This is a genomic window from Pirellulales bacterium (genome assembly GCA_035939775.1).
Classification (GTDB): Bacteria; Planctomycetota; Planctomycetia; order Pirellulales; family DATAWG01; genus DASZFO01.
On sequence record DASZFO010000353.1, the window covers coordinates 13,533 to 37,768 of the forward strand.

General features: G+C 60.6%; 19 protein-coding genes. 5 read left to right on the plus strand and 14 right to left on the minus strand.

The annotated features are described in order from the left end of the window. Positions 1-26: 26 nt before the first annotated feature. Positions 27-2,561: a DUF4982 domain-containing protein gene (locus VGY55_22760; GenBank protein ID HEV2972807.1), complete on the minus strand. Its 2,535-nt coding sequence runs from the start codon at positions 2,559-2,561 to the stop codon at positions 27-29. A gap of 135 nt (positions 2,562-2,696) precedes the next feature. Between VGY55_22760 and VGY55_22765 the strand changes: the two genes are divergently transcribed. Beyond that, positions 2,697-3,461, plus strand: a complete 765-nt coding sequence (locus VGY55_22765) for a hypothetical protein (GenBank protein ID HEV2972808.1) — start codon at positions 2,697-2,699, stop codon at positions 3,459-3,461. A gap of 28 nt (positions 3,462-3,489) precedes the next feature. Here the strand turns inward: VGY55_22765 and VGY55_22770 are convergent, their stop codons facing one another. The 3 genes from VGY55_22770 to VGY55_22780 all read right to left on the minus strand — a co-directional run bounded on the left by VGY55_22770 (position 3,490) and on the right by VGY55_22780 (position 5,577). After that, positions 3,490-4,770, minus strand: coding sequence for a Gfo/Idh/MocA family oxidoreductase (locus tag VGY55_22770; protein HEV2972809.1), 1,281 nt, complete (start codon positions 4,768-4,770; stop codon positions 3,490-3,492). Positions 4,771-4,888: 118 nt separating this feature from the next. Continuing rightward, positions 4,889-5,323, minus strand: a complete 435-nt coding sequence (locus VGY55_22775) for a type II toxin-antitoxin system VapC family toxin (GenBank protein ID HEV2972810.1) — start codon at positions 5,321-5,323, stop codon at positions 4,889-4,891. Further along, on the minus strand, positions 5,320-5,577 hold the full coding sequence (locus VGY55_22780; protein ID HEV2972811.1) for a ribbon-helix-helix protein, CopG family: 258 nt from the start codon (positions 5,575-5,577) through the stop codon (positions 5,320-5,322). Before VGY55_22780 ends, VGY55_22775 begins: the two co-directional genes overlap by 4 nt. A gap of 586 nt (positions 5,578-6,163) precedes the next feature. Between VGY55_22780 and VGY55_22785 the strand changes: the two genes are divergently transcribed. Further along, positions 6,164-6,370, plus strand: coding sequence for a carbon storage regulator (locus VGY55_22785; GenBank protein ID HEV2972812.1), 207 nt, complete (start codon positions 6,164-6,166; stop codon positions 6,368-6,370). Positions 6,371-6,455: 85 nt separating this feature from the next. Here the strand turns inward: VGY55_22785 and VGY55_22790 are convergent, their stop codons facing one another. The 10 genes from VGY55_22790 to VGY55_22835 form a co-directional block, all read right to left on the minus strand. Beyond that, positions 6,456-7,322, minus strand: a complete 867-nt coding sequence (locus VGY55_22790; GenBank protein HEV2972813.1) for a serine/threonine-protein kinase — start codon at positions 7,320-7,322, stop codon at positions 6,456-6,458. A 236-nt stretch (positions 7,323-7,558) separates the two neighbouring features. Continuing rightward, entirely contained in the window at positions 7,559-8,419 is an 861-nt protein-coding gene (gene accD, locus VGY55_22795; protein ID HEV2972814.1) for an acetyl-CoA carboxylase, carboxyltransferase subunit beta, read from the minus strand. A gap of 140 nt (positions 8,420-8,559) precedes the next feature. After that, on the minus strand, positions 8,560-9,216 hold the full coding sequence (locus tag VGY55_22800; protein ID HEV2972815.1) for a histidine phosphatase family protein: 657 nt from the start codon (positions 9,214-9,216) through the stop codon (positions 8,560-8,562). 50 nt (positions 9,217-9,266) lie between these two features. Beyond that, positions 9,267-10,097, minus strand: coding sequence for a ribulose-phosphate 3-epimerase (rpe, locus tag VGY55_22805; GenBank protein HEV2972816.1), 831 nt, complete (start codon positions 10,095-10,097; stop codon positions 9,267-9,269). Between the two features lie 299 nt (positions 10,098-10,396). Continuing rightward, on the minus strand, positions 10,397-11,173 hold the full coding sequence (locus VGY55_22810; GenBank protein HEV2972817.1) for an SMC-Scp complex subunit ScpB: 777 nt from the start codon (positions 11,171-11,173) through the stop codon (positions 10,397-10,399). Positions 11,174-11,334: 161 nt separating this feature from the next. Next, the gene (locus VGY55_22815) at positions 11,335-11,580 is read right to left on the minus strand and encodes a hypothetical protein (GenBank protein HEV2972818.1); all 246 of its coding nucleotides are present in this window, start codon (positions 11,578-11,580) and stop codon (positions 11,335-11,337) included. Between the two features lie 115 nt (positions 11,581-11,695). Then, positions 11,696-12,541: a sugar phosphate isomerase/epimerase gene (locus tag VGY55_22820; GenBank protein HEV2972819.1), complete on the minus strand. Its 846-nt coding sequence runs from the start codon at positions 12,539-12,541 to the stop codon at positions 11,696-11,698. Positions 12,542-12,569: 28 nt separating this feature from the next. Next, positions 12,570-13,232, minus strand: a complete 663-nt coding sequence (locus VGY55_22825) for a hypothetical protein (GenBank protein ID HEV2972820.1) — start codon at positions 13,230-13,232, stop codon at positions 12,570-12,572. Positions 13,233-13,448: 216 nt separating this feature from the next. Next, positions 13,449-16,508 carry an LPS assembly protein LptD gene (lptD, locus tag VGY55_22830; protein ID HEV2972821.1) on the minus strand — a complete coding sequence of 1,020 codons (3,060 nt, stop codon included), beginning with the start codon at positions 16,506-16,508 and terminating at the stop codon, positions 13,449-13,451. A gap of 394 nt (positions 16,509-16,902) precedes the next feature. Then, the gene (locus tag VGY55_22835) at positions 16,903-19,416 is read right to left on the minus strand and encodes a DUF4159 domain-containing protein (protein HEV2972822.1); all 2,514 of its coding nucleotides are present in this window, start codon (positions 19,414-19,416) and stop codon (positions 16,903-16,905) included. 508 nt (positions 19,417-19,924) lie between these two features. Here VGY55_22835 and VGY55_22840 point away from each other — a divergent pair. The 3 genes from VGY55_22840 to VGY55_22850 all read left to right on the plus strand — a co-directional run bounded on the left by VGY55_22840 (position 19,925) and on the right by VGY55_22850 (position 24,211). Then, entirely contained in the window at positions 19,925-20,881 is a 957-nt protein-coding gene (locus VGY55_22840) for a MoxR family ATPase (protein ID HEV2972823.1), read from the plus strand. A 7-nt stretch (positions 20,882-20,888) separates the two neighbouring features. Beyond that, the gene (locus VGY55_22845; GenBank protein HEV2972824.1) at positions 20,889-21,785 is read left to right on the plus strand and encodes a DUF58 domain-containing protein; all 897 of its coding nucleotides are present in this window, start codon (positions 20,889-20,891) and stop codon (positions 21,783-21,785) included. Between the two features lie 137 nt (positions 21,786-21,922). After that, a complete protein-coding gene (locus VGY55_22850) occupies positions 21,923-24,211 on the plus strand; it encodes a BatA domain-containing protein (GenBank protein HEV2972825.1) in 2,289 nt (762 codons plus the stop codon). Positions 24,212-24,236 lie beyond the last annotated feature (25 nt).

The following is a 24,236-nucleotide window of genomic DNA, read 5'->3' on the forward strand; positions in this document are numbered from 1 at the left end:
TGCCCCTAAACTAGCGCCCAGCTTCGTCAGCGTGAACTCGTGATTGGCAACAGCCCGCCGGTCAATTTGACGGGCGCCGAGCGGACTTGAACTGTTGCCGGGGCGAGGCCTTGTCGGGCTGCGGTCAAGGTGATGACGCCGGACGTGAGCGTCGAGCGGATCGCTACGCGGTTGATTCCGCATTCGGTGTCTAGAAATAGGTTGTTGGTTGAGCCGACCATTCCGCTATTGTATCCGCCGCGCCAGATTCCCGGCCCGTCGATCGTGAAGTCGATGCGCGCCTGATCGGTCGGACAGCGATGGCCGTCGGCGTCGCAGACTTCGACGTCGAACAATGCCACGTCCTGGCCATTGGCGCGCAGGCCGCCGGCACCGGTCGTAGCGGTCAGTTTCACGCTCTTGGCAAGTCCGGCGGTCGTTAGCGCGTCGGTGCAAACAATCGCGCCGTGGGCATCATAACCGGTCGCCTTGATTGTGCCGGGTTCCCACCTCACATCGTGGAAGGTGAACACATATCCGTCCGCCGGTTGATCCGCGCGGCCGAGCGACCGCCCGTTTATGTTTAGCTCGACTGCCTGACAGTGATTGGCGAACACGTAGATCGTCTTTTTCGTCCCCGCGGGATACGTCCAATGCCCGATGATGTGCAGATCGGGGCGCGGGCTTTGCATGACGCGGTAGGCGTAGTAGGCCTCTTTTGGCAGCCGGACGGCATCGACCTTGCCACTGACGCGGGCGACTTCGCTCGAGTCCTGCCGCCCGTCGGCGTTGGAATCCGAGAAGTAGATTGAAGCGTAGCCGGACCACCGCGAACGACGCGGGTCGGGGTCGGCGATGCGGTTCTGCCAATAAGCCGTGTACCGTGCGGCGGCCGCCAGGCAGAAGGTCTCGCTGTTCCAGTGATAGGTGTCGTTCGGCCCCGGCTTGAAGCCGTAGTCGGGCGGCGAGAAGTCGTCCCAGAACCGCCGGGCCGCCTCGTCGCGGAAATCCTCGGTCTCGATGATCGGCGCGCGATCGCGCCGCTCGGCGCTGTAGGCACGGAACATGTCGCTCGGGCCTTTGAGCAAGTCAGTCCGTCGATCCTGACCGATCATCACGCCAAAATACTCGGCTACCGGAGTGGCGGCCGGATCGTTCAGCGTGCGGCAGCCGATGACGCGACCGCCGTTGGGGTCCCACTCCTTTTTCAGTTCGACCATCTGCTTCATGTGCTCGGCGCCGACCCCGTTGTTGCCGGCCTCCCAGAACAGGATGCTGGGGTTGTTGCGGAAGTAGATCATCGAGTCGCGCATCACCTCGATCCGCTGCTCCCACTGGCGGCCCTCGACATCTTTCTCCTTGTCGCCCGCCGGACAGACCTCGACGATTCCGGCACGGTCGCAGGCACAAACGTCAACGCGTTGCGGCGCGATGTGCATCCAGCGCAGGTAATTCGCACGGCTGTCGCGGATCAGCCGGGCTGTCAAATCGTGCATCCAATCGGGATAGGCCTGTCCAAGTCCGGCCCATTCGTTGGACGATCGCTGCGAATAGCCGGTGAGGTACGTGAACTTGCCGTTGATAAACACGCCGCCCGTCCCAGCGCCACCGCGAAACTCGGTTTTGCGGAAGCCGGTCGTCGTCTTGGCGACATCGATGACGTTCCCCCCAACAGTCAAGATCGTATAAACGTCGTACAAACTTGGTTCGTCAGGACTCCAGAGCCGCGCCGCCACGAGATGGCCGGACGCCTTCATCGTTTTTCGACTGCCGCCGGCAAGATCGATTGTACTGCCGTCACATCGCGCACTGACGTGGCCTTGCCAATCGACAACGACCGCCGATAGTGTGACCGAGGCGCGGACTTTCGACTCGTTTGCAACTTGCGACTCGATATTCACGTCGCAGCCGCCATCGGCGACTGCAATGTTCGACGGATAGACATACACGCCACTAGTCTTCAGCCCATCGTAGAGCGGCAGCGTTTGATGGATTGGGTCCATTGCATGGAACCAGACGTGGCGATTGATGCCGCCGTAATTCGGGTTGAAGTCCTTCGACTCCCATTGGAACGCGGTGCCAGTCGCCCGTTCTGCATAGCGGCCGCTGTTATCGACTAGGACCGCGAGCACATTCTCACTATTGCCGAATTTGGCGCCGGCGGTCATGTCCGCTCCGTAAGCAGTCACGCCGTTTTCCGAAAGTCCAATCATTTTACCGTTCAAGAAGATCTGTCCGGCCTGGCGCATCCCCTCGAATTCGAGAAACAGCTTGCGCCCTCGCAAGTCGGCCGGCAACGAAAAATGCTTGCGGTACCAGGCGACTCCCATGTATGCGCCTTGCTGGCCGCCGCTATGAGAGATGATTCGATTGAACGTGTCGATGTCGTTGTACGTGTGCGGCGTGCTGACGACCGTCCAGCCCGAATCATCAAAGCCAGGCGCCTCGGCCCCCGGCAAATCCTGGCGGATGAACTTCCAGCCGACATCAAACGAATAGACGGCGTGCGGCGAGGTGGGGGGCGCAAAGGGTGCTTGGCCAACTTGCGCAAAAGCGGCGCCGCTCGTTACGCAATGAAGCACGAGGAATAAGCAAGACGCCAATCCTTGTCGCCGTCTCTCAGTCACGAAGCGCCTTCGACTTGCAGTACACGGCCGCCGATGCCAATCGCCACAATTCAGTTCGGAATCCATCGACCACCAAGTGCAATCGTTGCGATGCATCGAATTCCTATTTATTGGACGCGAAGTTCCAAGTTGGTCAAGCAGAATTCTGCGAATCGCCGCTATAATCTTCGCGTGGGAGATTCCGACCTCAGCCGATGCAGACTGTTCGTCATCCTGGCGACGATTGGCATCAATGTCGTTGCCGTATCGCTCTTGGTGTTTGCGCCGTGGTCGGGTTGGCGGACGGCGTTGGCGCTGAATCTGATCGACAACGCGCTGCTACTGGGCTTCATGCTGCGGTACCGCGACGTCCTCATGGCGCGGCTCATCGTCTTCGGACTTTCCGCCGGAGTCGTCGAACTCGTTGCCGATGCCTGGCTCGTCGGCATCACGGGCACGCTGGATTATTCGATCGGTGGCGGGCCGATGCTCTGGCGATCGCCCGTCTGGATGCCCGCGGCTTGGGAAGTCGTATCGGTCCAGTTCGGCTATGTCGGCCTGCGGCTTTGGGAGCGGTTCGGCGCAAGCGGATTGCTTCTCAACGGAATCCTCGGGGCGATCAACATTCCGTTCTACGAAGAGATGGCCAGACGAACCCACTGGTGGCAATACTCGGGCTGCCGAATGATCTCAGGCACTCCGTGGTACATTATCCTCGGCGAATTTGCCATCGCCGTGCTGCTCGGTCTGTTGGCGATCTTCGTCAAGCGCGGTGGCTGGCGGACTTCGATAGCGGCGGGAGCCGCCGGGGGCGCCGGCATCTTCGTCGCATATGCGGTTGCGTTTACGCTCATTGAGGGCTGGCCACGTCGCTGACGATGAGCGTCGCCGTTTCGTGACTTGGTCAGGCTATCTCCGGCAGTTCGTAGCCTTTGCGGCGCGGGCGAGAGACGTAGGTGTTGGCCTCGGCGTCGTCGAGGAACTGCTCCTTGTCGGGATCCCAGCGGAGCTTGCGGCCGACTTCGCGGGCGATATTGAGCAGGTGGCAAACGCTGATCGAGCGATGCCCGATCTCGACGTCGGCGTTCGGCTTCGCTCGGGTCTTGATGCAATCGAGCCAATTCTGAAGGTGCGGCCGGGCGACCCAGCCGCGGTCGGCCAATTCCTCGGCCGTTGGCGGCGGCGGCGCGTTCTTGATAAGGTCGGGAGGATTGCTGGTGAATTTATTGCGATTGATCTCGATTTTGCCATGCTCACCGGTAAAAATCGCGCCCCCTTCGGGACCGCGAGGGCGACTGAGTTCCATCCGCACCTCGACGCCGTTGGCATAGCGCATCGAGACCTTGCCATTCGGTCCGGACGTGACCGGCCAAATCTCAACCGGTCCTGTCTCGCTCGCGCCGAGAGCCCATTGAATCTGATCGACGCCGTGGGCGCCCCAGTTGGTCATGTCGCCGCCGGAGTAATCGCGCCACTGCATCCAACTGAATTGCAGTTGCGAATTGAAGGGTCGCAACTCGGTCGGACCACACCAGGCGTCCCAGTTGTCTCCTTCGGGGACCGCCTCTTCTGGCAAACCGGAGTAGCGTTTCGGGCCGCCGTAGGCCAGGCCTTGCACGACGATGAGCTTGCCCAAGCCGCCGTTGCGAACGAATTCGCAAGCCACCCGGTTCCGCTCCATCGTTCTCTGCTGGCTGCCGACCTGAAAAACTCGCTGATCCTTGCGGGCCGCGTTGACGAGTGCACGGCCTTCGGCGATGTAGGCCGTGAGCGGTTTTTCGGCATACACGTCCTTGCTGGCCTGGCAAGCATGAATGGCGATTCCGGCGCGCGCGTGGTCGGGCGTGGCGACGACCACCGCGTCGAGCTTCTCCTTGTCGAGCATCTCGCGATAATCTTGATACACTTTCCAATCGGCTTTCTTTTCCGCCACGGCTTCGTGAGCCCGCTTGATGTAGCAATCGGCGACCGCGACGATATGCCCCGGCGGCGGGAGTTGATCGATCAACTGCCTCGCCCGATGTCCAGTTCCGATAAAGCCGACGATCACGCGGTCATTGGCGCTCGGCTTTTCGTCGGCGCCGAGCGCGGTCGAGGAAATCAGATGGGGCAGAGCGATGGCTCCTGCCGCGCCGACAGCCGAGTATTTGAGGGCTTCGCGTCGCGAAAGTCGGGATGAACTCATCGTTGAATCTCCTTGGCTGGGCGGGTGCTGCGGGCGGGTGCGTCGTGGCAGGGATTGTGCTGACACCGCTAACTATCTTCGCCTAAAACGAAACGAGTTGCAATTGCCGAGACGGGCTTCACGAAGCTGCCGCCGGGTTTTCCCAGCGCACGCGAGGGAAGCGCGCGAAATCGCCGTCACACGACGCAAGCGTTGCCCCGAGCGCGATGGCGATGGACGCGAGATGGGCATCCGTCGTCAGATTGCCCGCCGTGCCGGTCTCTCGAAGCAAGTCGCGCAGAATATGCCATTGCTCGTCCGTTTCGGTGACCAGTCGCGTATTGGGATGCGCAAGCCACGTTTCGACGCGATCGAGCGCCTCGCCGGAAGTTAGCGGGCTGGGAAACACCCGCGGATTGGTTGCCAAGCGCAGAAATCCAAGGATAACAACCCACGCGAGACCGATGGGCTCGCCGCTGCCAAGCGCCTCCTCCCACCAGCCTCGCACGCGAGCATGTTGCGCGGCATCCCGATTCACGGCATACAGCAATACGTTCAGATCGATGAGCTTCATTTGCGGGCCGCCAGTTTACGCACGGCGTGCTCATCTTCATCGGCGGCGGCCAACGCCAGCGCTTTGTCGAGATTGGCGAATGGCGCGCCCAAGGAAAACACCCGCTCGCGGTAGCGCACATGCCTCACACCGCGGCTGGCCATTCCCTGGCGGATGGCTTGATTTATCAGCTTGGTGATGGGAACTTTTTCAGCGATGGCCCGGCTCTTGAGTTCGCGAAGCAAATCGTCGTCAATTCGCACAGTCGTTCTCATAATTGCATCATAGCATCACAATCGTTGATGTCAACGCATCAGTTTGCACCGCCCGATCTCTTCGATTGCTCGCGCGACATTCATTAGATTCCTGCGGCGGACGCCGAAGTCAGCCATTCCAAATTGCCGATAGCTAAATCTATTGGCAGTTACCCTATCTTTTCTGGCCCGCACGGACATCTTCATGCTCTCTATCTTCCGTGCCCAGCGAGGAGATTTACCCCGCAATGATGGCGCGAGCCCAGAATATAAAGAACTTGGACAACTTGAGAGATTTCGTTAATAAGACCCTCTGCTATCAACATCAACTCGTAATCGGTGCGTTTCGGATGACGGAGCGTCTGTTGCTCCGTGGGGATCAACCGTGCGGAATCTTGTTTTGTCTGCACGGCCCGAGGGCGGTCAAATTCACGGCGGTTTGGGAAACCGAACGCAACACAGTCTTGTTTTACGGGTCGACCGGCGAGCGATTGCAAAAGATCCAGCTCGTCGAACCGCTCGCGGAAGAGCTTCCAAAGACGTCTTGACAGGCGTTCAGGAGTACTATACATAAATATACTATCCTATCGCATACGGAGGTGCCTTCATGTTGGTTTTGTCCCGCAAGCAGAGTGAGCGAATCAAAGTGGGCGACTCGATCGTCGTGACCGTGGTCCGCGTCTCCGGTGATAAAGTGCGGCTGGGGATCGAAGCCCCGGCCGATATGATCGTGTTGCGAGAGGAATTGGAAACGCGCGGCGCGCCGGCCGCTGCCTTGCCGGAGTTGAACGGGCCGCCGGCACTCAACGGCTGAGTTCGAACGATGGGTGACGACGGCGACACTCTCGTAGCCCGACGCCGGTAGCCTTGGCCACGTGGCCGACGCTGCCCGGGTCGGGCTACCCCGGATCGTCTTCCGTCTTGAGCTTCGCCGTCATCAAGAGAAACTGGTCGAACGAGTACACCCGCTGCTCCGGGTCGGGAGCCAGGCAGCGTGCGACCACCTCGGCCAGCCGGCGATTCGTCTGCGGCCTTTCCGACAGCACGTCGATCGTCGGATCGTGTTGCAAGGCCGCCTGTCCGTGCCCGCGTTCCCAGGGCAGCTTGAACGTGAGCATCTCGTAAGCCATCGCACCGAACGAGAACACATCGATCCGCCAGTCCTTGGCTCGCCGCCGGACCACTTCCGGCGCCATGTAGTTGGCCGTCCCGGTGCGATTGCCCGGCTGCATGAACTCGGGGGTGGCGGGGATCGTCAGCCCGAAATCGATGAGCTTGATCGTTTCCAGGTCGTGCGAGCAGACGAAATTCCGCGGGCAGACGTCGTGGTGGATGTAGCCGGTGTCGTGGACCGCCTTGAGCGCCTCGGCTGCCTGCCGCAGCAGCTTGACGCGCCGCCCTTCGAGCCGCCGATCTTTGGAGACCAACACCGAGTGCAACCCCGGTCCTTGAATGAATTCGACGACGATGAATTGCAACCCATCGGTGCTCGTGCCGAATTCGAGTGTCTTCATGATGTTCGGATGGTGGATCGCCATCCCGATTTCCCCCTCGCCAGGCTTCTTCAATCCCTTGAAGCGGGCCTCGTACGCGATGTGCTTCTCCAAGTCCAATATCTTCAGCCCAACGACCTGCCCCGTCTGCCGGTCGCGGGCCATATAAAACGTGGACATCGTGCCCGTGATCGCCTCGCGCAGCAACTCAAACCGCGTGGTGATATTGGTCTTCGAGCCGAACAGCGATTTGAGGTTTCCCAGCAGGCCCATTCTCGATCGCGGCGCCTTTCTGTGTGTGGTGTATTAACCCGGCTTTGCTTGGGAATCTACTTTCCGCGAGTCTCGGCCTCGCGACGCGCACGCAATGACGCAATCCGACGACCGCCGGCTAGCGCCATACATGGACGACCAGCCGGTGGATTCCAAGGCGCAGCATCGGAAAAAAAGCCGCACCGCAGCCAATTCTACTCTAAAGTCACCGCCGGCGAATGGCAACCGACGAAGCGTCACATCCCGCAATAGTCGATCGCCCGAGCGATCTCGCTCTTTAGATCGAAGCGGCGGACGATGCGGTCGATGAAACCGTGCTCGAGCAGGAATTCGCTGGTTTGAAAGCCCTTGGGCAATTCGATGCGGATCGTGGCTTTGATGGTCCGCGGGCCGGCGAAGCCGATCAGGGCCTTGGGTTCGGCGAACACCAGATCGCCTAAAGAAGCGAAGCTGGCGGCCACGCCCCCCATCGTCGGATTGGTGAGCACCGAAATGAACAGCCCGCCACTTTCGCTGTAACGGGCCAAGGCAGCGGAGACCTTGGCCATTTGCATCAGTGACAGGATGCCTTCGTGCATCCTGGCGCCGCCGCCGGAGCCGCTGACGATGATGAGCGGCAGCCTCTCTTCGGTGGCCCGTTCGGTGAGCCGGGTGAGTTTTTCGCCGACGACGGAGCCCATGCTTCCCATGATAAAGGCCGAGTCGGTCACGCCGAAAGCCACGCGGCGGGCGCGGATCATCCCGCCGCCAACGAGCGCCGCGTCGCGCAGGCCGGTCCGCTTCTGTTCGGCCTTGAGCCGCTCGGCATAGGGTTTTTTATCGGCGAAATTGAGCGGATCGGTCGGCTCCAGATCGGCGGACCACTCCTCAAATGTCCCGTCGTCGAGCACCTGTTGAATGCGATCCTTGGCCGAAACGTACCAATGGAATTCGCATTTGGGGCAGGTCCCGAGCCGCTTTTCCGCCTCCTTGCGGTAGATCATCTGCTGGCAGCCGGGGCAGAGCTGCCACAGACCCTCCGGCACGCCGCGCTTTTTCCAATGCGGGCGTTTCATGCTCGATTGCTCGACGGCGGGTTCGATCTTTCCAACGGCCATAACACTCGGCCTCCGGCTTTGATCAGACGACCGCGATGGAGCGGAATCCGCATGAACTCCATCACCGCCTAAGTCGCTCGGGATCCTTCGCGAAATCACCTGAAGTGTTGCGAATCCAGCTACTGACTACATGGCGAATGTCACTTCGGCTTGGCGGCGATCGCCCCTCCGGCATCGGCCGGCGACGCCTCATCGGTCGCGCGAATCTCGAAGCCAGCCGACTGTGATCGCCGCACTCGCGGCTGAACCTCAAACACTTCGAGCCGGCTGCAACCGTTGGCGGCCTTCCACAGATCGCCCACTTCGCTCCCCAAGATGCGGCAGCGAATGACGCTGGCCAGCGGCTCGGGAGCGACCAGAGCGATCGTGCCAAAGCGATGCTTGCGAAGCAGCTTGTCGAGCATCGCGTCGGCTCGTTCGGCCACCACGGCCAGCATTTCGCCCTCCGGCGGGCAAACGTTTTCCGGATGATCCTGCCACTGCTTGTAGACCTTCGGCTGCTTGCGTTTCACATCGTCGATCAACATCCCCTGCCATAAGCCGTGATCGAGGTTTTCCAGCCGTTCGAATATTTTGGGCTTGAGCTTGAGCGCCGCGCCGATCAATTCGGCCGTCTCCTGGGCCGCCTGGCAGGCACATGAATATAGCGCCGTCAGCGATCGGCCCTTCAGGCAGTCGATGGCCGAAAGAGCTTGATTCCGCCCGTCATCGTTGAGTGGAATGTCCAAGTTCCCCTGAATCCGGCCTTGAACGTCGTAGTCGGTCGAACCGGGACGAATTAGCACGATCTGAACCATAGATTTCTCGTTGTCCACAAAAGTCATCCCAACTTCCAAAGCTGACGTAATCAACGGACGAGTTCCTCGCGAGCCAAACGGGTCAATTCGGCCAAGGTATGGACGTAGTCCGAATCCGGCGCAAATATCGCCGAGCCCACTGCAAATAGTTGCGCACCGGCTGCCGCCGCGGCGCCAATCGTCGATTCATGGATGCCGCCGTCGATCCCGAGCAACGGCTGAGAACCTGGACGATTGCTCAATTGTTTGAGCTTTTCCAGCACTCGCGGATCGAATTTCTGAGCGCCAAAGCCCGGCATGACGCTCATCACAAGAATGCTATCGCAGAGATCGACGACCCCTTCGATCGCCGAGACGGGCGTTGGGGGATTGATCGCCAATCCGGCAGTGCAGCCCTGGCCATGTATCTGCTCCAAAACTGGCCGCGGATCGGCGACCGCCTCGAAGTGGATCGTCAAATGGTCCGCCCCGGCGTCGTGAAACTGGCGAATGTACTCAGTCGGATTGGATATCATCAAATGGGCTTCGATCGGCAGGCTGGTGTATTTCCGCACTGCCTCGACAATCATCGGGCCGTAGGTCAAATTCGGCACGAAATGACCGTCCATCACGTCCAGATGAAGTGCGTGGACGCCGGCCGCCTCCAGACGGGCGATCTCATCGGCCAAATGACCGAAATCGCAGAGCAACAGAGACGGCAAAATCACCGGCGAGGAAGCCCGCAATTCGATGAAGCGCGAGCCTCGAAGCCGACAACCATCAACTTGTTCGACCACGTTGGATGCAGTCACAAATAGTAGATGCGATCCCGCCGTCGCCTTCTGCGCTCGAGCGGAGTTGCTGATTTCGAGATGCCCGAAATCGAATGGGGGCCGCGGCACTTTGCCCGGCTATGAACGACGGACAAGCGATTCCACGCCCGTTTAGTCCGCAGTTCACGTGTCTGATTGTATCATGGCCCCGATCGCCCGTACATCGGGCTTGATACGATTGACGTAAACAATTGCAGTTGTGAATGTTACGTCATTTGACACCAAACGGACTCTGAGCCGCTGGGTAGTCGTCGGATGTGTACGTTATCAAACCAAGGAGGCATTCGCGTCGTACCCCGAGGCCGAAATCAGCAAGTTGCCGCGCCCGGTGGTCCGGAATTGCCAGCCGGCGATCCTGGCTTGAATGGTTATTGTCGATCGAGGTCCAAGCTGCGCGGCAATTCGGCGAGGCCCTGAATGCCGAATAGCTTGAGAAACCGTTCGGTCGTCAAGTAGCGCGGCGCCCGAGGCCCCTCGTCGGGCCGTTCGATACGGACCAATCGGCGGCGAACCAGTTGGGCTAAGATCGGTCCGCTCGAGGTGCCTCGCAAGTGATTGACCTCGTCGGCCGACAGTGGCTCGTTATACGCGATCACTGCGAGGACTTCGATGGCGGCGGGAGAAAGCCGGGCCTCTTTGATCCGCCCTTGGAGCCTATCGCGAATCGGCTCGAATTCCTCGCGGAGAACCAGCCGATAGCCGGCGCCTTGACTGGCAATTCGATAGGGCCGGCGGTCGCCAGCATAAGCTTCATTCAATTCCTTGACGAGTTCGTCGATCTCGGTCGGACGCACGCCGCGCATCAACCCTGCGATTTGCTGGGCGGCGAGGGATTGATTGCCAGGTGTGCCGACGAACATCATCGCTTCGAGGATGGTCCGCGGATTGATTTCGCACGCTGTGTCGCCCGCCGATCGGTCGCGAGACCCCGCCGCTTCCCGCACCTCGACGGCAATCGCCGTCCGGATTGGGTCGTCATCCGGATCCCTCGGCACGGAATAGGGATCCTCACCGGTTCCCAGCATCGATGCAAATGCCCGGTTGAGCTTGTCCAACGACAAGCCTTCCTCGAGCGGCTGGCGAAATGAGTCCAGCCCGAGAATCTCGGCGCACGATTCGTCGTTTGATGCGCGGGGTTCAGTCACTACGCGCCACTATAGAACGGCCGGTTGATAACCGACAATACCGAACGGCCTGAGGTGACAACATTGATGTCGGGTGCCACTGCTGGCTTGTCCAGCAGTGCCGTCAAACGCCCTTGGCTTGCACGTTGAACAACCAACAAATCCATATTCCCAATTGACGATCAAATGTCGGCGTTCGCCAGAAACTCAGCCGGCAACGGATCAAGTCTGGGCAATTTCGGATCGGAAATCTCGGCCGAACATTGATCGTGGCGAGCACCCAACCATCGCCAGTCGACGGCTAGGACGCAAAGTACATCGTTCGTGAGCAATGGCAGCCGCTTGTAGCAGGAGAAGGTCAATTCGTGACAATCGCTCGGATTGTCGTAGTCTCGCACGGTTTTTCGATGATCCTTCGGTAGCTGCATAAAGACCCTTTGGATGGATTTGGGAAGACATCATGCAAGCCTTCGTTCAAGTGCTTCACTGCTGGATAAGCCAGCAGTGGCACCCGCGCACCACGGGTCGCTCACTAATTCCGGCCTACCACCGCTTGGCGACCTCGCGTTTCATGAAGGCCAGGGCGTCGCGGGCGAGTTGGTCTTCGCTCTCGAACATCCGCCGCCAGATTTTCGTCGCCGCGACGAGCGCCGGCAGGGCCACGCCGAAGGCTTCGACCACCAGCCAGCCTTGATAGCCGATCTGCTTGAGCGCGTCGAACGTCGCGGACCAGGGAATGCCGCCAACGCCCGGCGTACTCCGATCGTTTTCGGAAATATGGACGTGCGTCAGCAATGGAGCGGCCGTGCGGATCGCGTCGGCGACGTTTTTCTCTTCGATATTGGCGTGGAACGTGTCATACATCATCCGGCAGTTTGGATGATCTACCTCCTTGCAGAAGCGGGCCGTGTCGGCGGCTGAGTTAAGCAGGTAAATCTCGAAACGGTTGAGGTATTCGACAGCCAGCTTCACGCCGACCTTCCCCGCATGTTCGGCCACGTGCCGCATACTTTCGACGCCCCAATTCCGTTCGTCCGCCGTAGGTCCGCTGCCGCTGAATTCGCCGATCGCTGAGTGATACGGCCCGACCAATGTCTGACAACCGGCTGCCTGGCAGCAGTCGAGCGTGCGCTTGGTGCTGGCTACGCCCGCAGCGCGAACCGTCGCGTCGGGGCTGATTGGATTGTCTGCCGGCCCGCGGACCGTGACCGCTGTGCGCTCGAGGCCCAGGTCGTCGAACCGCTTACCCCAGGCGGCGTAGTCGAGGCCGAGATCAAACAGCGGAATCTCGACCCCGTCGTAGCCCAATTTCTTGATGCGCTCCAGCACCGGCAACATGCCGTCGTGCAGGCGATCGGTCCAGAGCAGAAGGTTCATGCCGAATTTCATGGCGGGATCTCCAAAAGGCTAAAGCTGTTCATGCAGTCTGTTTGTCGTTTGCCGTCAACAACTCGTCGGCGCGCTCGGCCACTTGTTTGCGGGCGTCTGGCAAGACTTGTTGAAACTCGATCGGCAGCGGCTGCAGGCCGACTCGATCCATGACCTGATTCAAGCGAAACAGTAGTTTGCCATCCTCGGAATAGTCCCACAAGAACCGCTCGCGACAAAAAAGAGAGATGAAATACCCAAGCCGGTCGGTGGGTCGCGGCGAAATGCGGTTCACGACTTGCTCGACCACGGCCGGCTCGACCGACGCCATCGCTCGATAATATCGATTCAGTCGAACGGGATCGCGGTGAATAAGCGTGTCGTCCAGCAGCAACTCGACGAGAATATGCCCTAGAAAACTAGGACGCAGGCTGTCGTCGAGGGCCAAGGCGTCACGCACGGCGGCGGTAAACCGCCAGCAGAGTTCGCCAAAGGCCCGGGTTTCGTGAAACCAAGCGTCATCCCGATGATGCCGCACGATTCCGCGCGCCACCGCGGCCATGCGCGGATCGGAGTCCTCCATGAGCGGCGCGGCGCGCTGCGACCGCGCCCGCACCTTCCGATCCACCACCGACAGCCAATCGGGCACCGCCGTGCCGGCGAGGAAGTAGGGATCGTCAACGTGATCGCGGCCGTGAGCGAAATAGTTCATAGAACGGACGGTGGACCGCGGCGATCGGGTGCCACTGCCGGCTTGCCCAGCAGTGACACACGTTGTCGAGGGCTTGATCGAGGAAGCTCCGTCAATTCCAACGTTGGAACGATGCTGAGTACGACAACTCCCTTGCTTGAGTTTGTTGGAATTCGAGACTGCAAGCAAGACCCAGTGAGTCAGCACTGCTGGACGAGCCAGCAATGGCACCCGAAGTCACTCCAGGCCATACACGCCCGCCGGCGGGATCTCGAGGCCGCGGGCGCGGACGAGCCGTTCTCGGCCGAGCGCCCGCGGTTCGATCATCAGGTTGGCGCCGACCGTGCCCCGGCTGGCATCGACCGTCACGCCGACCGTGGTAAGGAACGATTCGCCGATCCGCGTGATCGTGAAGCTTTGGCCGATGTTGACTGCTGGAGAAATGTCGAACGTGGTGCCGAAGGTGGCCGCCCATTTCGGCGTCATGCGGTAGGTAAAGGCGGTGGCGATCACGTTCGAGCGGATGTCGCCGTTAAGCGAGTAGTAGCCGACGTAGATATTGCCGCGCGGCGGGCGGTTGAGATACGCGCCGAACGAGATTTCCTCCTGCCCGCCGCTGAAGAAATCGGCCGCCCCGCTCGAGACGAGCGTCACCCGATCGCCGACGTACCAATGAAAGTCGTAATCCACCAGGCCCATCGTCGAGCCGAAATTCTGTTTCGAGTCGGGATAGATTTCCGCCTCGGTGTCGAGCGTGATCCAATCGATGATGTGCTGATCGCCGGGTGGGCCGCGTTTTGTCTGCCAGCGCTGATCGGCGTCCAAGCGGACCACGGTCAAGTCGCCGGCGATTTCGGTCGGTCCCGTGACCCATTCGCCCGAGCCGCGGCGGAGCAAATAGTAGCGCGGATCGTACTTGATCGGGAATTCCGGCATCCCCCCCGGCAGCCCGACTCCAACCGGGATACCATAGGTGTTGAAAGCGAATCTGCGCTCGAAGTGTTGGATTGATTCGTCCTCGATCTGGTCGTAGAGCGGAAGATTCGAGAGATTGCTGGTGGCTTGTTGCAGCGAGAAGTCGGCTGACAGGTCGATCTTGTGGGCCACTCCATGCACGTTGAACAGATCGCTCTGGATCGTCGGATCGACGGCCCAAAACGGCAAGCTGGCCCGCAGCCCGACAATGCCATACGCGCGGTTGAAGTCGTCGTGTTGCAGGTCCTCGCCCCAGTTGGCCACTTCGCCTAGGGCATAAGGCACGACCTTGACCGCCCCAAGCTGCACGGGCCAATCCACTTCCTGCCGCGAGGCGAGTCGCTGCCCGTTCAGTCCGGGCGACTCCCAGGGGAGATAGGTGAATTTGGAGGCGTCGGTCGCGTCGGTCGGCTTGCTCGCTTCGTTTTGATTGGCGTAGCCGATGTTGGTGTGCTCGTACCATGTGAGCACGTCCTCCGCCAGCGGTTGGCCGAGCCAGAAATGATCGAGCCGCGGGAGCCATTGCGTCTCGGTATAGAACTGGTTGAGGCGAAACGCCCCCGTGAGCGTGAACGATGCGTTGTCGTAATTGCGGCGCAGCTCGATATCGGTCGTTTGGTCTTTGAGCGTGTCGAATTCGCGGAGATAGTATTCTTCGAGAAAATTGCGATCGCTCTGAAATCCGAACTCAGCCGTCACCTGCCAATCGTTCGGCAACTGCTGCCGATGCTGAGCCAGAATCCGCCCACGAACGTTGCCATCCTCGGGAACGATCGCCCGGCGATCGAGACCCAGATTATCGACTCCGTGATCGTTGATGAACCACGAATCGTAGTAGCCGGTCGTCTTGCCGGGGATACCGAGTAGATGGTCGAGGTTGTAGTGAAATTCCGATCCGCTGGCAAAGCCGCGCTTGCTGTAATAGTTAAGTTCCGCATCCCAAGTCGTCCCCTTCGGCGGATTGCGAAAGCCGAGGAGTTGATACATGTCGAATTCCGAGTCGATCTGCGTGCCGAAGACGGCGTCGGTCTTGATTTCGAGCTTGTTGAGGTAGAAAGAGCCGCGCTCGAGATCGCCCGAAAAAACGGGCCAATAAAAGACCGGGAAATCCTCGAAGTAAAAGACGTCGTTGTAGGCGGTCAGCCGCTCCTCGTTTTCGATCCGCGGCTCGCCCGTGCGGGGATCGACCTCCGGGGCGCCGGTGAACAGGTTGATCTCAGGGTGTTGCGAGTCCTCGAACACGACCTGCCCGGCCCGCATTTCATAAGTCGGGTCGCCGAAGCGGCTGGTCGTGAAGCTTGCCCCTTCGGCCACGAAGCGGTCTTCGTCAACCTGCCGCAGCACATTGGCCCGCAACCGCACGAGCCCCGGATAGGTCGGGCTGGGCAGCGGCGTGAGCACCTCGGCGTTGAGCACGACGCCGATCTTTTGGCGCACATCGTAGTACATTGCGGGAGCTTGGATGATCCGATTCCCTTGCCGAAAGACGACATTGCCTTCCATGTAGATTTCCAGCGGCGTGTCGTCGCTCTGGAGGGTTTCGCCCCCCGCGCCCGGTCGCTGAACGCCGGTGGTCCAGATGACGACCCGGTCGGTCGAGACATCGACCGAGCCGAATTCTTTCAGCCCGTCAACAATGATATTGAACCCGGAAGTGCCAATCGCCACGGTCTCGTTACCCGCGGAACTGGGCGCTGCTTGAATATTCGAGCCGACGTCGCCGCGCGGGAAGATGCGGATTCGGCGCGTGCCGATCGGCATCGCGGCATTTGACGGGGGCGCGCCGAACTCGTTGAACTGCGTCCGAGTGACGGCGCTGCGGTGCGGAGGATTTCGAGCCGCCACCGCGTTTTGATAGGCGGGCGGCTTGGGATTCAACTCGGGCCCAGGATTCGGCGCCTGGATGATCGGCAGGCTGGTCGAAGAGAGCCGAGCTAGCCATCGGTCGTTGTCCGGACCGAGCGGCTGCTGACTGGCGTCGAATCGGCCCGAGGCATTCAAAGCACCGGCGGTCGGCAGCGATTCGACGGCGACGTTTCCTTCGAGGTAAGCGATCACTCTGTTCGGCGGATAGCCGAGCCGGCCGCCATGCTCGATCCACAACACGGCCGCAGCGCCGCTGGCGTGCGTTGCACCCTGCGTGATCGAGCAGTTCCCTTCGAGATACCAAACGTCGTAGACGCCTTCCGTCCAACGATTGGCGCGATCGGCAGTCACCTTGATCGGCTCATGCGGATCGGCCTGCGGCACGTCTTCTTGGCCGTGCGCCGAGCGAAGCGCGAAGAAACAAACGGCAATCGCGATTAGCGCAGCGCGAGCCATTCCACAGCGCGGGAGCGCGGTGAAGCGCGTACGACCGATCTCCGCATGATGAACGGAGCGCAGCGGGAACATCCTTTTCGACGCCTTGAGTTCGGTCAACCGACCTACAGAAGCGTCGCGACGCGAAATGAAGAGACGAAAGCTCTTGCCGTGAACAGACTTGGGCCAGAAAAGCGGGCCGGATTATAGGGGCGATCAACGGCTGCGGTCAAGGCAGATTCTAGCGACAGCGAACGGTTTCAAGTTGCTATCTGCAAAGCGTTTGCGCGGCCATTCTCCGGATCGTGTCGCCAGCGTTGTCATCGCGCATCGCCGTGACGACATTTCCTCACGACGGAGTGTGGGGAGTACATGCGGCACACGGCGGATGGCACGGCGGAGAGTGCCTGCTACTCTACTGGTGCAGCGAGTAGAGCAGCACGTTGAGGCCGATGCGTTCGGCGTCGTCGCGGGTGTAGCCTTCGCATTCGAGTGAGTCGTGTTTTTCGAGAGCGCAGCTCAGGTCGAATTTCGAGAAGATCACGGCCCAGCGGTCGCCGAGTTTGATTCCTTCGAGTTCCGGCTCGATTTTGCGGATAGTGCCTTCGAGTTTTCCGCTATTGCCGCCGCCGGGCACGCGGAGTGAGACGGTCGAAAGGTTGTAGCCGCCGAAATCCGGGCTGAAGAGTGGGTCTTTGGATGGGATTGGCGTGAGTGGTTGCGGGGTTCGGTTCGCAAGCGAACCGGCTAACGCGGGTGTGCTGGCGCTGCCAGCCGAACCGCTGGTGCTGCCAGCCGCATTGCCGGAGCTGCCGGAGGCGGCGGCGTCGGTGTCGCCGGCGAATATGGCCTGCATCTCCCGGCGGAAGGATTCTGTGAACTCCGGATTCGCGCAGATCGAATCGGCCATCAGCGTGCCGCCGCGCTTGAGAAAGGTGCGGAGCTTGTCGCGCTCGGCCGGGCTGAAGCTGAAGCTCCGCCGGCCGTGCATGAAGACCAAGTGGTATTTGAAGAGCGACGGATCGGTGAGGTCGATCAGCCGCTGCTCGGTGCTCACGCGCATCTGCAACTCGCGGTTCGCCGCTTCCAAGAGGTGCGGCAGGGCGGCCGGGGCCGTGTCGCAGCCGCCCGAATGGCGCAGCTTGGCAATATAGAGCTTGCCGCGGGAGAATTCGTCCTGGGCATCCTTCGACTTGGTCAAATCGAAGTTCTGCTCCTTGCTCTTCAACTCGCGATTGGTCGCATAGGCGAGCACGTTGACGCCGATCGAATTGGCGGCGGCGATCTGCGCCGTCACCGACGGACGATACTTCGGCTCGCGCCAGGACGACAACTCCCAATAGCACGACAAGCCATTCGGCGGATCGTTCGGTCCCGGCGGCGGGCAATAGATCACGCTGGTCCGGCAGCCGTAGTCGATCCCCAGGAGCGTCCGCTGTTTGTCGGGCGGCACCGGCTCTTCCGCGCGCCAGACGGGATGCTCGGGTGGCAACAGCTTCAGCTTGTATTCCGGCGGGAAAATCTTCTTCACCATTTCGCGGAAGCCGCGATCGAAGCCCTCGCTATTCTGGCAGCAAGCCTCGGCGAAGATGAAGCCGCCGCGATCGACATATTCACGCAGATTTTGCCCCTGTCGATCGTCGATCTCAGGCGCCTCGCTGCCGTTGATGAAAAGCACCGGCGATTGCAGCAAATCCTCGACCGAGGCCTTGCTGATATCGACCACCTGCCACGACATGCCGAGCGGGAACTCGCGCTTCCATTTGGTTTCGACGTAGCCCGTCAGATCGGCGACATCGTTTCGATGATGGTTCCAATCGTTGCCCGGGCCATGTTGCAGCTTGGAGATCAGGATCGGCCGCCGGCCTTTGCCGAGAAATAAGAGGGCGAAGCTCGTGGCGATGTTTGGATCGTCTTCGCTGTGGGGGGTTCCCTGCCAGCGGCCGTCGATTTGCTGAACGTTCGGGCTGCATAGATAGGCGGCGCCTTCGCGATACCAGTCGTGATCGCCGATGAACCGTCGCGCTGTGATCCGCCCGACCCGTTCAATGCCATACAGGAAGTAGTAGTGCCATTGCCCGCTGCCCCGCGGCCCGAACGTGTTGTCACGTTGCGGATTCTGCTGCACGGAGAAGACGCGCCCCAGCCAGCGGAGCGCGCGATTGACGCGCTCGGCCGAGTCGTCGCCAGCCTGATTACCGCAACACTGCACGCGATCGCCATCGGCCTCGGCATCGCCGGCCGCCGTTCGCCCCGAGGCGATCACGAGCGACGAGATTCCCGCGGAAGTCATGCTTCCGGTGCCGGGGGCTTCCATGCCGTTTTGGGCTTTGTAGTAGCCGAATGAGCCATCGCTGGCGTTCTGGGCGCTCTTCCAATAATTGAGCGTCATCTCCCACGTCCGATCCTGGACATGCACTCCGACCCGTTCCGCCTCATACAGGCCCAAGAGCGCGAATTGGCTGTTGGAATTGTCTCCCCCGCCGCTTAGACCCGGATAGGCCCAGGAGCCGCGTCGCGGGCCATCCTGAATCTGGGTTTCTTCGAGCCATTTGGCATTGCGCTGGATCGCCAAGAGGTCCTTCTGTGGCTCGGCCAGACAGAACACCATGGTCTGCAGCGACGTAGCATAGGTGGTGCTCGGCTTGAGGGTGCGCAGATACGTGAGCGAGTGTTGAATTACTTCATCCTCGATTGGCACCCCGCAATTGATCAGCGCAAGCGTGCAGAGTGCCGTGACGCCGCCGATCTGGCCGCCGTGGTCGGGCCAGATGCCGTGGTCCTGGCTTCGTTTGAGATAGGCGACGCCTCGTTCAATCGACTGGCGGACTTGATCGGCGTCGATGTCGTTATCGGCCGAGCGGACCGATTGGAGCGGTGCAAAAGCCACGCTAGCCAAAATGATGCCTGCAAGCATTGGCCGGCCCATGGCGCGACTCCCGGAGTGGGTTTGGAACGGAAACTAGCGCTAGGAAAACGGAACGATCCGACGATTCCCATTTTAGTCCGACGTCTGCATAAAATGGGGATAGTCTCAGGCGGATTTGAGATGGCTTCCGGTCTCAACGATTTTAGGGGCCTGGACTTACGATGGCAACGCGACGGGCCGCAAGTTGCTGGCTCCGGCGCCTACCTATAAGATAGTGTTTTTTGGAGCGATCCGCCCTGCGTCGGGCGCTTTTCGCGGTTCCGGGCGCGGATTTCAGATTTAGAACGCCTAACAAGTTCGGTGGGGACTGTCCCCCTTTTGCGAAGTCGGCGAAGCAAAACGGGGACTGTCCCCTTCGCCCAGCCGGATTTGCTAGGCATCCTAAGGACCTGAAATCTCGAGCTTGAGCTGAGATTCAATTCCTCTTTCCTTGCAAGGATCCGCGTTGGCCACGAAGCCCCGTAGTCTCGGAGATGTCCTCCAGGAATTCAGCCAGCATCGACAATTGATGCAGGACGAATTGCAGAAGATCATCATCGGGCAATCCGACGTGATCGAGCAGTTGTTTGCCGCGATTTTCACCCGGGGCCACTGCCTGCTCGAAGGCGTGCCTGGGCTGGCCAAAACGCTGATGGTCAGCACGTTGGCCCGAATCCTCGACATCAGCTTCAAGCGGATTCAGTTCACGCCGGACCTGATGCCCTCCGACATCACGGGGACGAATGTGCTGGAGGAAGACGAGAACGGGCGGCGGAATTTCCGCTTCGTCGAGGGACCGATCTTTACCAATATCCTGCTGGCCGACGAAATCAACCGCACGCCGCCAAAGACTCAGGCCGCGCTCTTGCAGGCGATGCAGGAACGCGAGGTTTCGGTCGGGCAGACGACCTATGCGCTCCCTGATCCGTTCTTCACGATCGCCACGCAGAATCCGATCGAGCAGGAAGGAACCTATCCGCTGCCCGAGGCGCAGTTGGACCGGTTCATGTTCAACATCAAGGTGGATTATCCATCGGCCGCCGAAGAAGAGCAGATTTTGAGCGCCACCACTCGCAATGAAAAGCCGGACGTCCGGAAAGTGCTCTCCGGCCGCGCGATCGTGAATCTGCAAAAGTTGGTCGGCTCGGTGGCGGTGAGCGAGTACATCGTGAAGTACGTGGCTCGGCTCGTGCGCGCGACACGTCCCAAGGATGACACGGCGCCGGCCTTCGTTCGCGATCTAGTGGATTGGGGCGCGGGGCCGCGAGCGGGACAGTTCCTGATTCAAGGAGGCAAGGCGCTCGCGGCAATGGAAGGGCGGTTCTCAGTCGCCATCGCCGACGTCCAGAAGATCGCCGTCCCCGTGCTCCGCCACCGGATCAGCACCAACTTCCAAGCCCAGGCGGAAGGCATGACCAGCGAAGGCGTGATCCGCCGCTTAGTCGCAGAGGTGCCGACGCCGGAAATCCCGAAATTCGCACGGTGAACCGGCCATGTCCACCGTCGAAAAATACTTGCGGCCGGAGGTGATCCGGCAGATTTCGCGGCTGGATTTGCGCGCCCAGTTTATCGTGAAGGGCTTTTTGCAGGGGTTGCACTCCAGCCCGTTTCAAGGCTTTTCAGTCGAATTCAGCGAGCATCGCAAGTACACCCCCGGCGACGATCCGGCCGATATCGACTGGCTCGTTTATGCGAAGACCGACAAATACTACATCAAGAAATTCGAGGCCGAGACCAATATCACCGGCTACCTGGTGATGGACCTCAGCCGGTCGATGGGCTACACGTATCGGCAGGAGCTGACCAAGTTCGAGTATGGCATCTGCCTCGCCGCGGCGCTCTGCTACTTGATGGTTCACCAGCAGGACCCGGTCGGGCTGATCACGTTCGACGAGGCGATCCGCCAAAGCCTGCCGGCCCGCTCGAAACGGACGCAGTTGGGGCAGGTGCTCTCCCTGTTGGCGAACCTCAAGCCGACCGGCAAGACGGACATCGCCAAGAGCCTGCACCAGATCGCGGCCATGCTCAAGCACCGCAGCCTGGTGATGATCTTCAGCGACCTGTTCGCCGAGCCGGAGGGAGTGTTGCAATCGCTGCGGCGCTTGCGGCACGGCGGGCACGACGTGATCCTATTCCATATCCTCGACGAGGCGGAGGTCCACTTTCCATTCGAAGGCGTGATAGAATTCGAGGAGCCGGAGACGAGCGACAAGATCCAGGTCGACGCGAACGACTTTCGCGCCGACTACCAAACGGAGGTCGGAAAGTTTTGCGACCATTATCGCCGCCAATGTTTCCAAAGCGGCATCGACTACGTCGGTCTCGACACGAGCATGCAGTTCGATAAGGCGCTAACCGAATACTTGTTGAGCCGGCGAGCGAGATACTGAGACGAAGACCGGAGATAAACCGCCAAGGCGCCAAGAACGCCAAGAAAACATGGTGATACAGAATCCAAGGGCGGCTTTCTTGCTGCTTCTTGGCGATCTTGGCCTCTTGGCGGTTTAGCTTTTGGAAGTGAATCGAAATGGGCTTGAGCTTTGTAACGCCGCTGATTCTGACAGGGATCGCGCTCGTGGCAGTGCCGATCGTATTGCATCTCGTGATGCGGCAGGTGCCCAAGCGGCTGATCTTTCCCGCAGTCCGATTTTTGCAGCAGCGCGAACAGGCCAATCGCCGCCAATTGCGGCTGCGGCACCTGCTCTTATTGATTTTGCGCTGCGCGGCAATCGTGCTCTTGGCTGCTGCGCTGGCGAGGCCGAGCGTCAAAATGGCGGGCGCGCTGGGGAGCCAGGAAGCGCCGGTCGCGGCAGCGCTCATTTTCGACACCTCGCCCCGCATGGACTACCGCGAGGAGAACCGCACGCGCCTTCAGGCGGCCGAAGATACGGCCCGCTGGCTGCTCACGCAATTGCCGCCCGAAAGCGATGTGGCCGTGCTCACTTCCGAAGAGCCGAGCGGCGAGTTCTCGGTCGATCTCGGGGCGGCCGAACAGCGCGTCTCGAAACTTAAGTCGGCCGGCAGCGCGACGCCGCTGGCACAGGTCGTCAACCGAGCCATCCTGCTGCTTAACAAGAAAGACCGGCAACGAAAGGAGATTTACGTCTTCACCGATCTGGCCGCGGGGGCGTGGCCCGCCGATCCCAATGGGCAACTTAAAAGCGTGCTCGAGACGGCGACCGAGATCGGCATTTACGTCGTCGATGTCGGAATTGCCGAGCCGCGCGATTTCGCCCTGGGCGACGTAAAGATCATACCCGAGGTCGTGGCCAAGAGTGGCCAGATTCAGATTGAGACCGAAGCGATTCGACTTGGACCGGACGAAGACCGCGACGTGGCCCTCTATGTTCTCGACGCGAAAACCAGCCCACCGACTCCGCGAGTTCGTGGCCAAAAGACGCTCCATTGGCACGCGGGCCCGCCCGCGCCGATCGACTTTACCTTGGCGAACGAAGGGATCGGCACGCACCAAGGCTACGTTCGGATCATGGGGGAGGACAATCTCGCGGCCGATGACATTCGTTATTTTACGTTTGAGATTCGGCCGGCGTTTCGCGTGCTGGTCGCTGCGCCGCCGCCGGCTGAGCGAAACGCGATCATCTTCACCGAGTCGCTCGCGCCGGTCCTGTATCGTCAAACGGGCAGGGCAAGGTTTGAATGCGAAACCATTCCATTCGACAAGCTGCTCGACAAGAATTTGGAGACCTACTCAGCCGTCTGCCTTCTCGATCCGACGCCGCTGGACCCGGCGGTGTGGCAGCGGTTGAGATCGTATGTCGAGGACGGCGGCGGGCTGGGAATCTGGCTTGGTCACAACGCCCAGCCGCTCGAATCGTTCAACGATCCGGCGGCGCTCGCGCTGTTGCCCGGCAAGCTAGCGAGGATTGCTCCCTCTGCAGCGCCCGTTTCGGAGGCCGAATGGGATAAGCCAACGCTCTTTCTCTCCCCGCGCAGCGAGGACTTGCAGCACCCGATCATGGCCCGCTTTCGCCGCATCGAACGGACGGTGCCCTGGAATCACTATCCGGTCTTGCGGCACTGGGTGTTCAGCGACCTCAGCAAATCCGCGAGCACCGTGGTGCATTACAGCAACGGCGACGCGGCGCTGCTGGAATCAGTGGCCGGGAAAGGTCGCGTGTTGACATGGACGACGCCGATGTCGGTTTCAGCCTCCGATCCGAATGCATGGAACACCTTGGATATCGGATTGCCGTACTTCACGTTATTGAACGATCTGGCGCTGTATCTCGTCGGCAGCGGTGAGGAGCGGCTGAACTATGCGGCCGGCGACCGAGCCATGTTGCGGCTCGACCAGGACCAAATGCAATCGAGCTTCATCGTGGCCAATCTGGAGCAAGCCGACGAAGGGATCAAGATCGCCGCCGATCAAAAGAAGGGCGCGCTTTCCGTGCCCGACACCGCCACCGCCACGCCGGGAAACTACTCCGTGCAGTCGGGCGGAACGGTCGGGGGCGTCCGCCGCGGTTTCAGCGCGAACATTCCCGCCGCCGCGACGAGCCTCGCGCGCATCAAACCCGACGAGTTGACCGCCCTATTGGGCGTTGGCCGATTCCGATTGGCTCACGGCCGCGAGGAGATTGATCGCAACGTGAGCGCCGGCCGGATCGGGCGGGAATTGTATCCGCTGCTGATTGTCCTTGTCGCGCTGGTTCTCGGAGCGGAACATCTTCTGGCCAATCGGTTTTACCGCCGGGCGCCGCTGCCGGAATTCCGCCCGAGGCACGTTGACTCGCTGTCGCCCGCCGTCGTACCGCTCCCGCCTACCCAGATCGAAACGGTGCCCGCGGCAAAATGAACGCCTGATTTTGCTAGCCAACTCG

Bases quoted from the DNA above. Each gene is read 5' to 3' on its own strand.
- VGY55_22840 (HEV2972823.1), top strand. From the start codon at position 19,925: ATGCAGGACGAATTGCAGAAGATCATCATCGGGCAATCCGACGTGATC.
- VGY55_22820 (HEV2972819.1), bottom strand. From the start codon at position 12,541: ATGAAATTCGGCATGAACCTTCTGCTCTGGACCGATCGCCTGCACGAC.
- VGY55_22845 (HEV2972824.1), top strand. From the start codon at position 20,889: ATGTCCACCGTCGAAAAATACTTGCGGCCGGAGGTGATCCGGCAGATT.
- lptD (HEV2972821.1), bottom strand. From the start codon at position 16,508: ATGGCTCGCGCTGCGCTAATCGCGATTGCCGTTTGTTTCTTCGCGCTT.
- VGY55_22850 (HEV2972825.1), top strand. From the start codon at position 21,923: ATGGGCTTGAGCTTTGTAACGCCGCTGATTCTGACAGGGATCGCGCTC.
- VGY55_22770 (HEV2972809.1), bottom strand. From the start codon at position 4,770: ATGAGTTCATCCCGACTTTCGCGACGCGAAGCCCTCAAATACTCGGCT.
- VGY55_22800 (HEV2972815.1), bottom strand. From the start codon at position 9,216: ATGGTTCAGATCGTGCTAATTCGTCCCGGTTCGACCGACTACGACGTT.
- VGY55_22765 (HEV2972808.1), top strand. From the start codon at position 2,697: ATGCATCGAATTCCTATTTATTGGACGCGAAGTTCCAAGTTGGTCAAG.
- VGY55_22785 (HEV2972812.1), top strand. From the start codon at position 6,164: ATGTTGGTTTTGTCCCGCAAGCAGAGTGAGCGAATCAAAGTGGGCGAC.
- VGY55_22815 (HEV2972818.1), bottom strand. From the start codon at position 11,580: ATGCAGCTACCGAAGGATCATCGAAAAACCGTGCGAGACTACGACAAT.
- VGY55_22775 (HEV2972810.1), bottom strand. From the start codon at position 5,323: ATGAAGCTCATCGATCTGAACGTATTGCTGTATGCCGTGAATCGGGAT.
- VGY55_22780 (HEV2972811.1), bottom strand. From the start codon at position 5,577: ATGAGAACGACTGTGCGAATTGACGACGATTTGCTTCGCGAACTCAAG.
- VGY55_22835 (HEV2972822.1), bottom strand. From the start codon at position 19,416: ATGGGCCGGCCAATGCTTGCAGGCATCATTTTGGCTAGCGTGGCTTTT.
- VGY55_22790 (HEV2972813.1), bottom strand. From the start codon at position 7,322: ATGGGCCTGCTGGGAAACCTCAAATCGCTGTTCGGCTCGAAGACCAAT.
- accD (HEV2972814.1), bottom strand. From the start codon at position 8,419: ATGGCCGTTGGAAAGATCGAACCCGCCGTCGAGCAATCGAGCATGAAA.
- VGY55_22825 (HEV2972820.1), bottom strand. From the start codon at position 13,232: ATGAACTATTTCGCTCACGGCCGCGATCACGTTGACGATCCCTACTTC.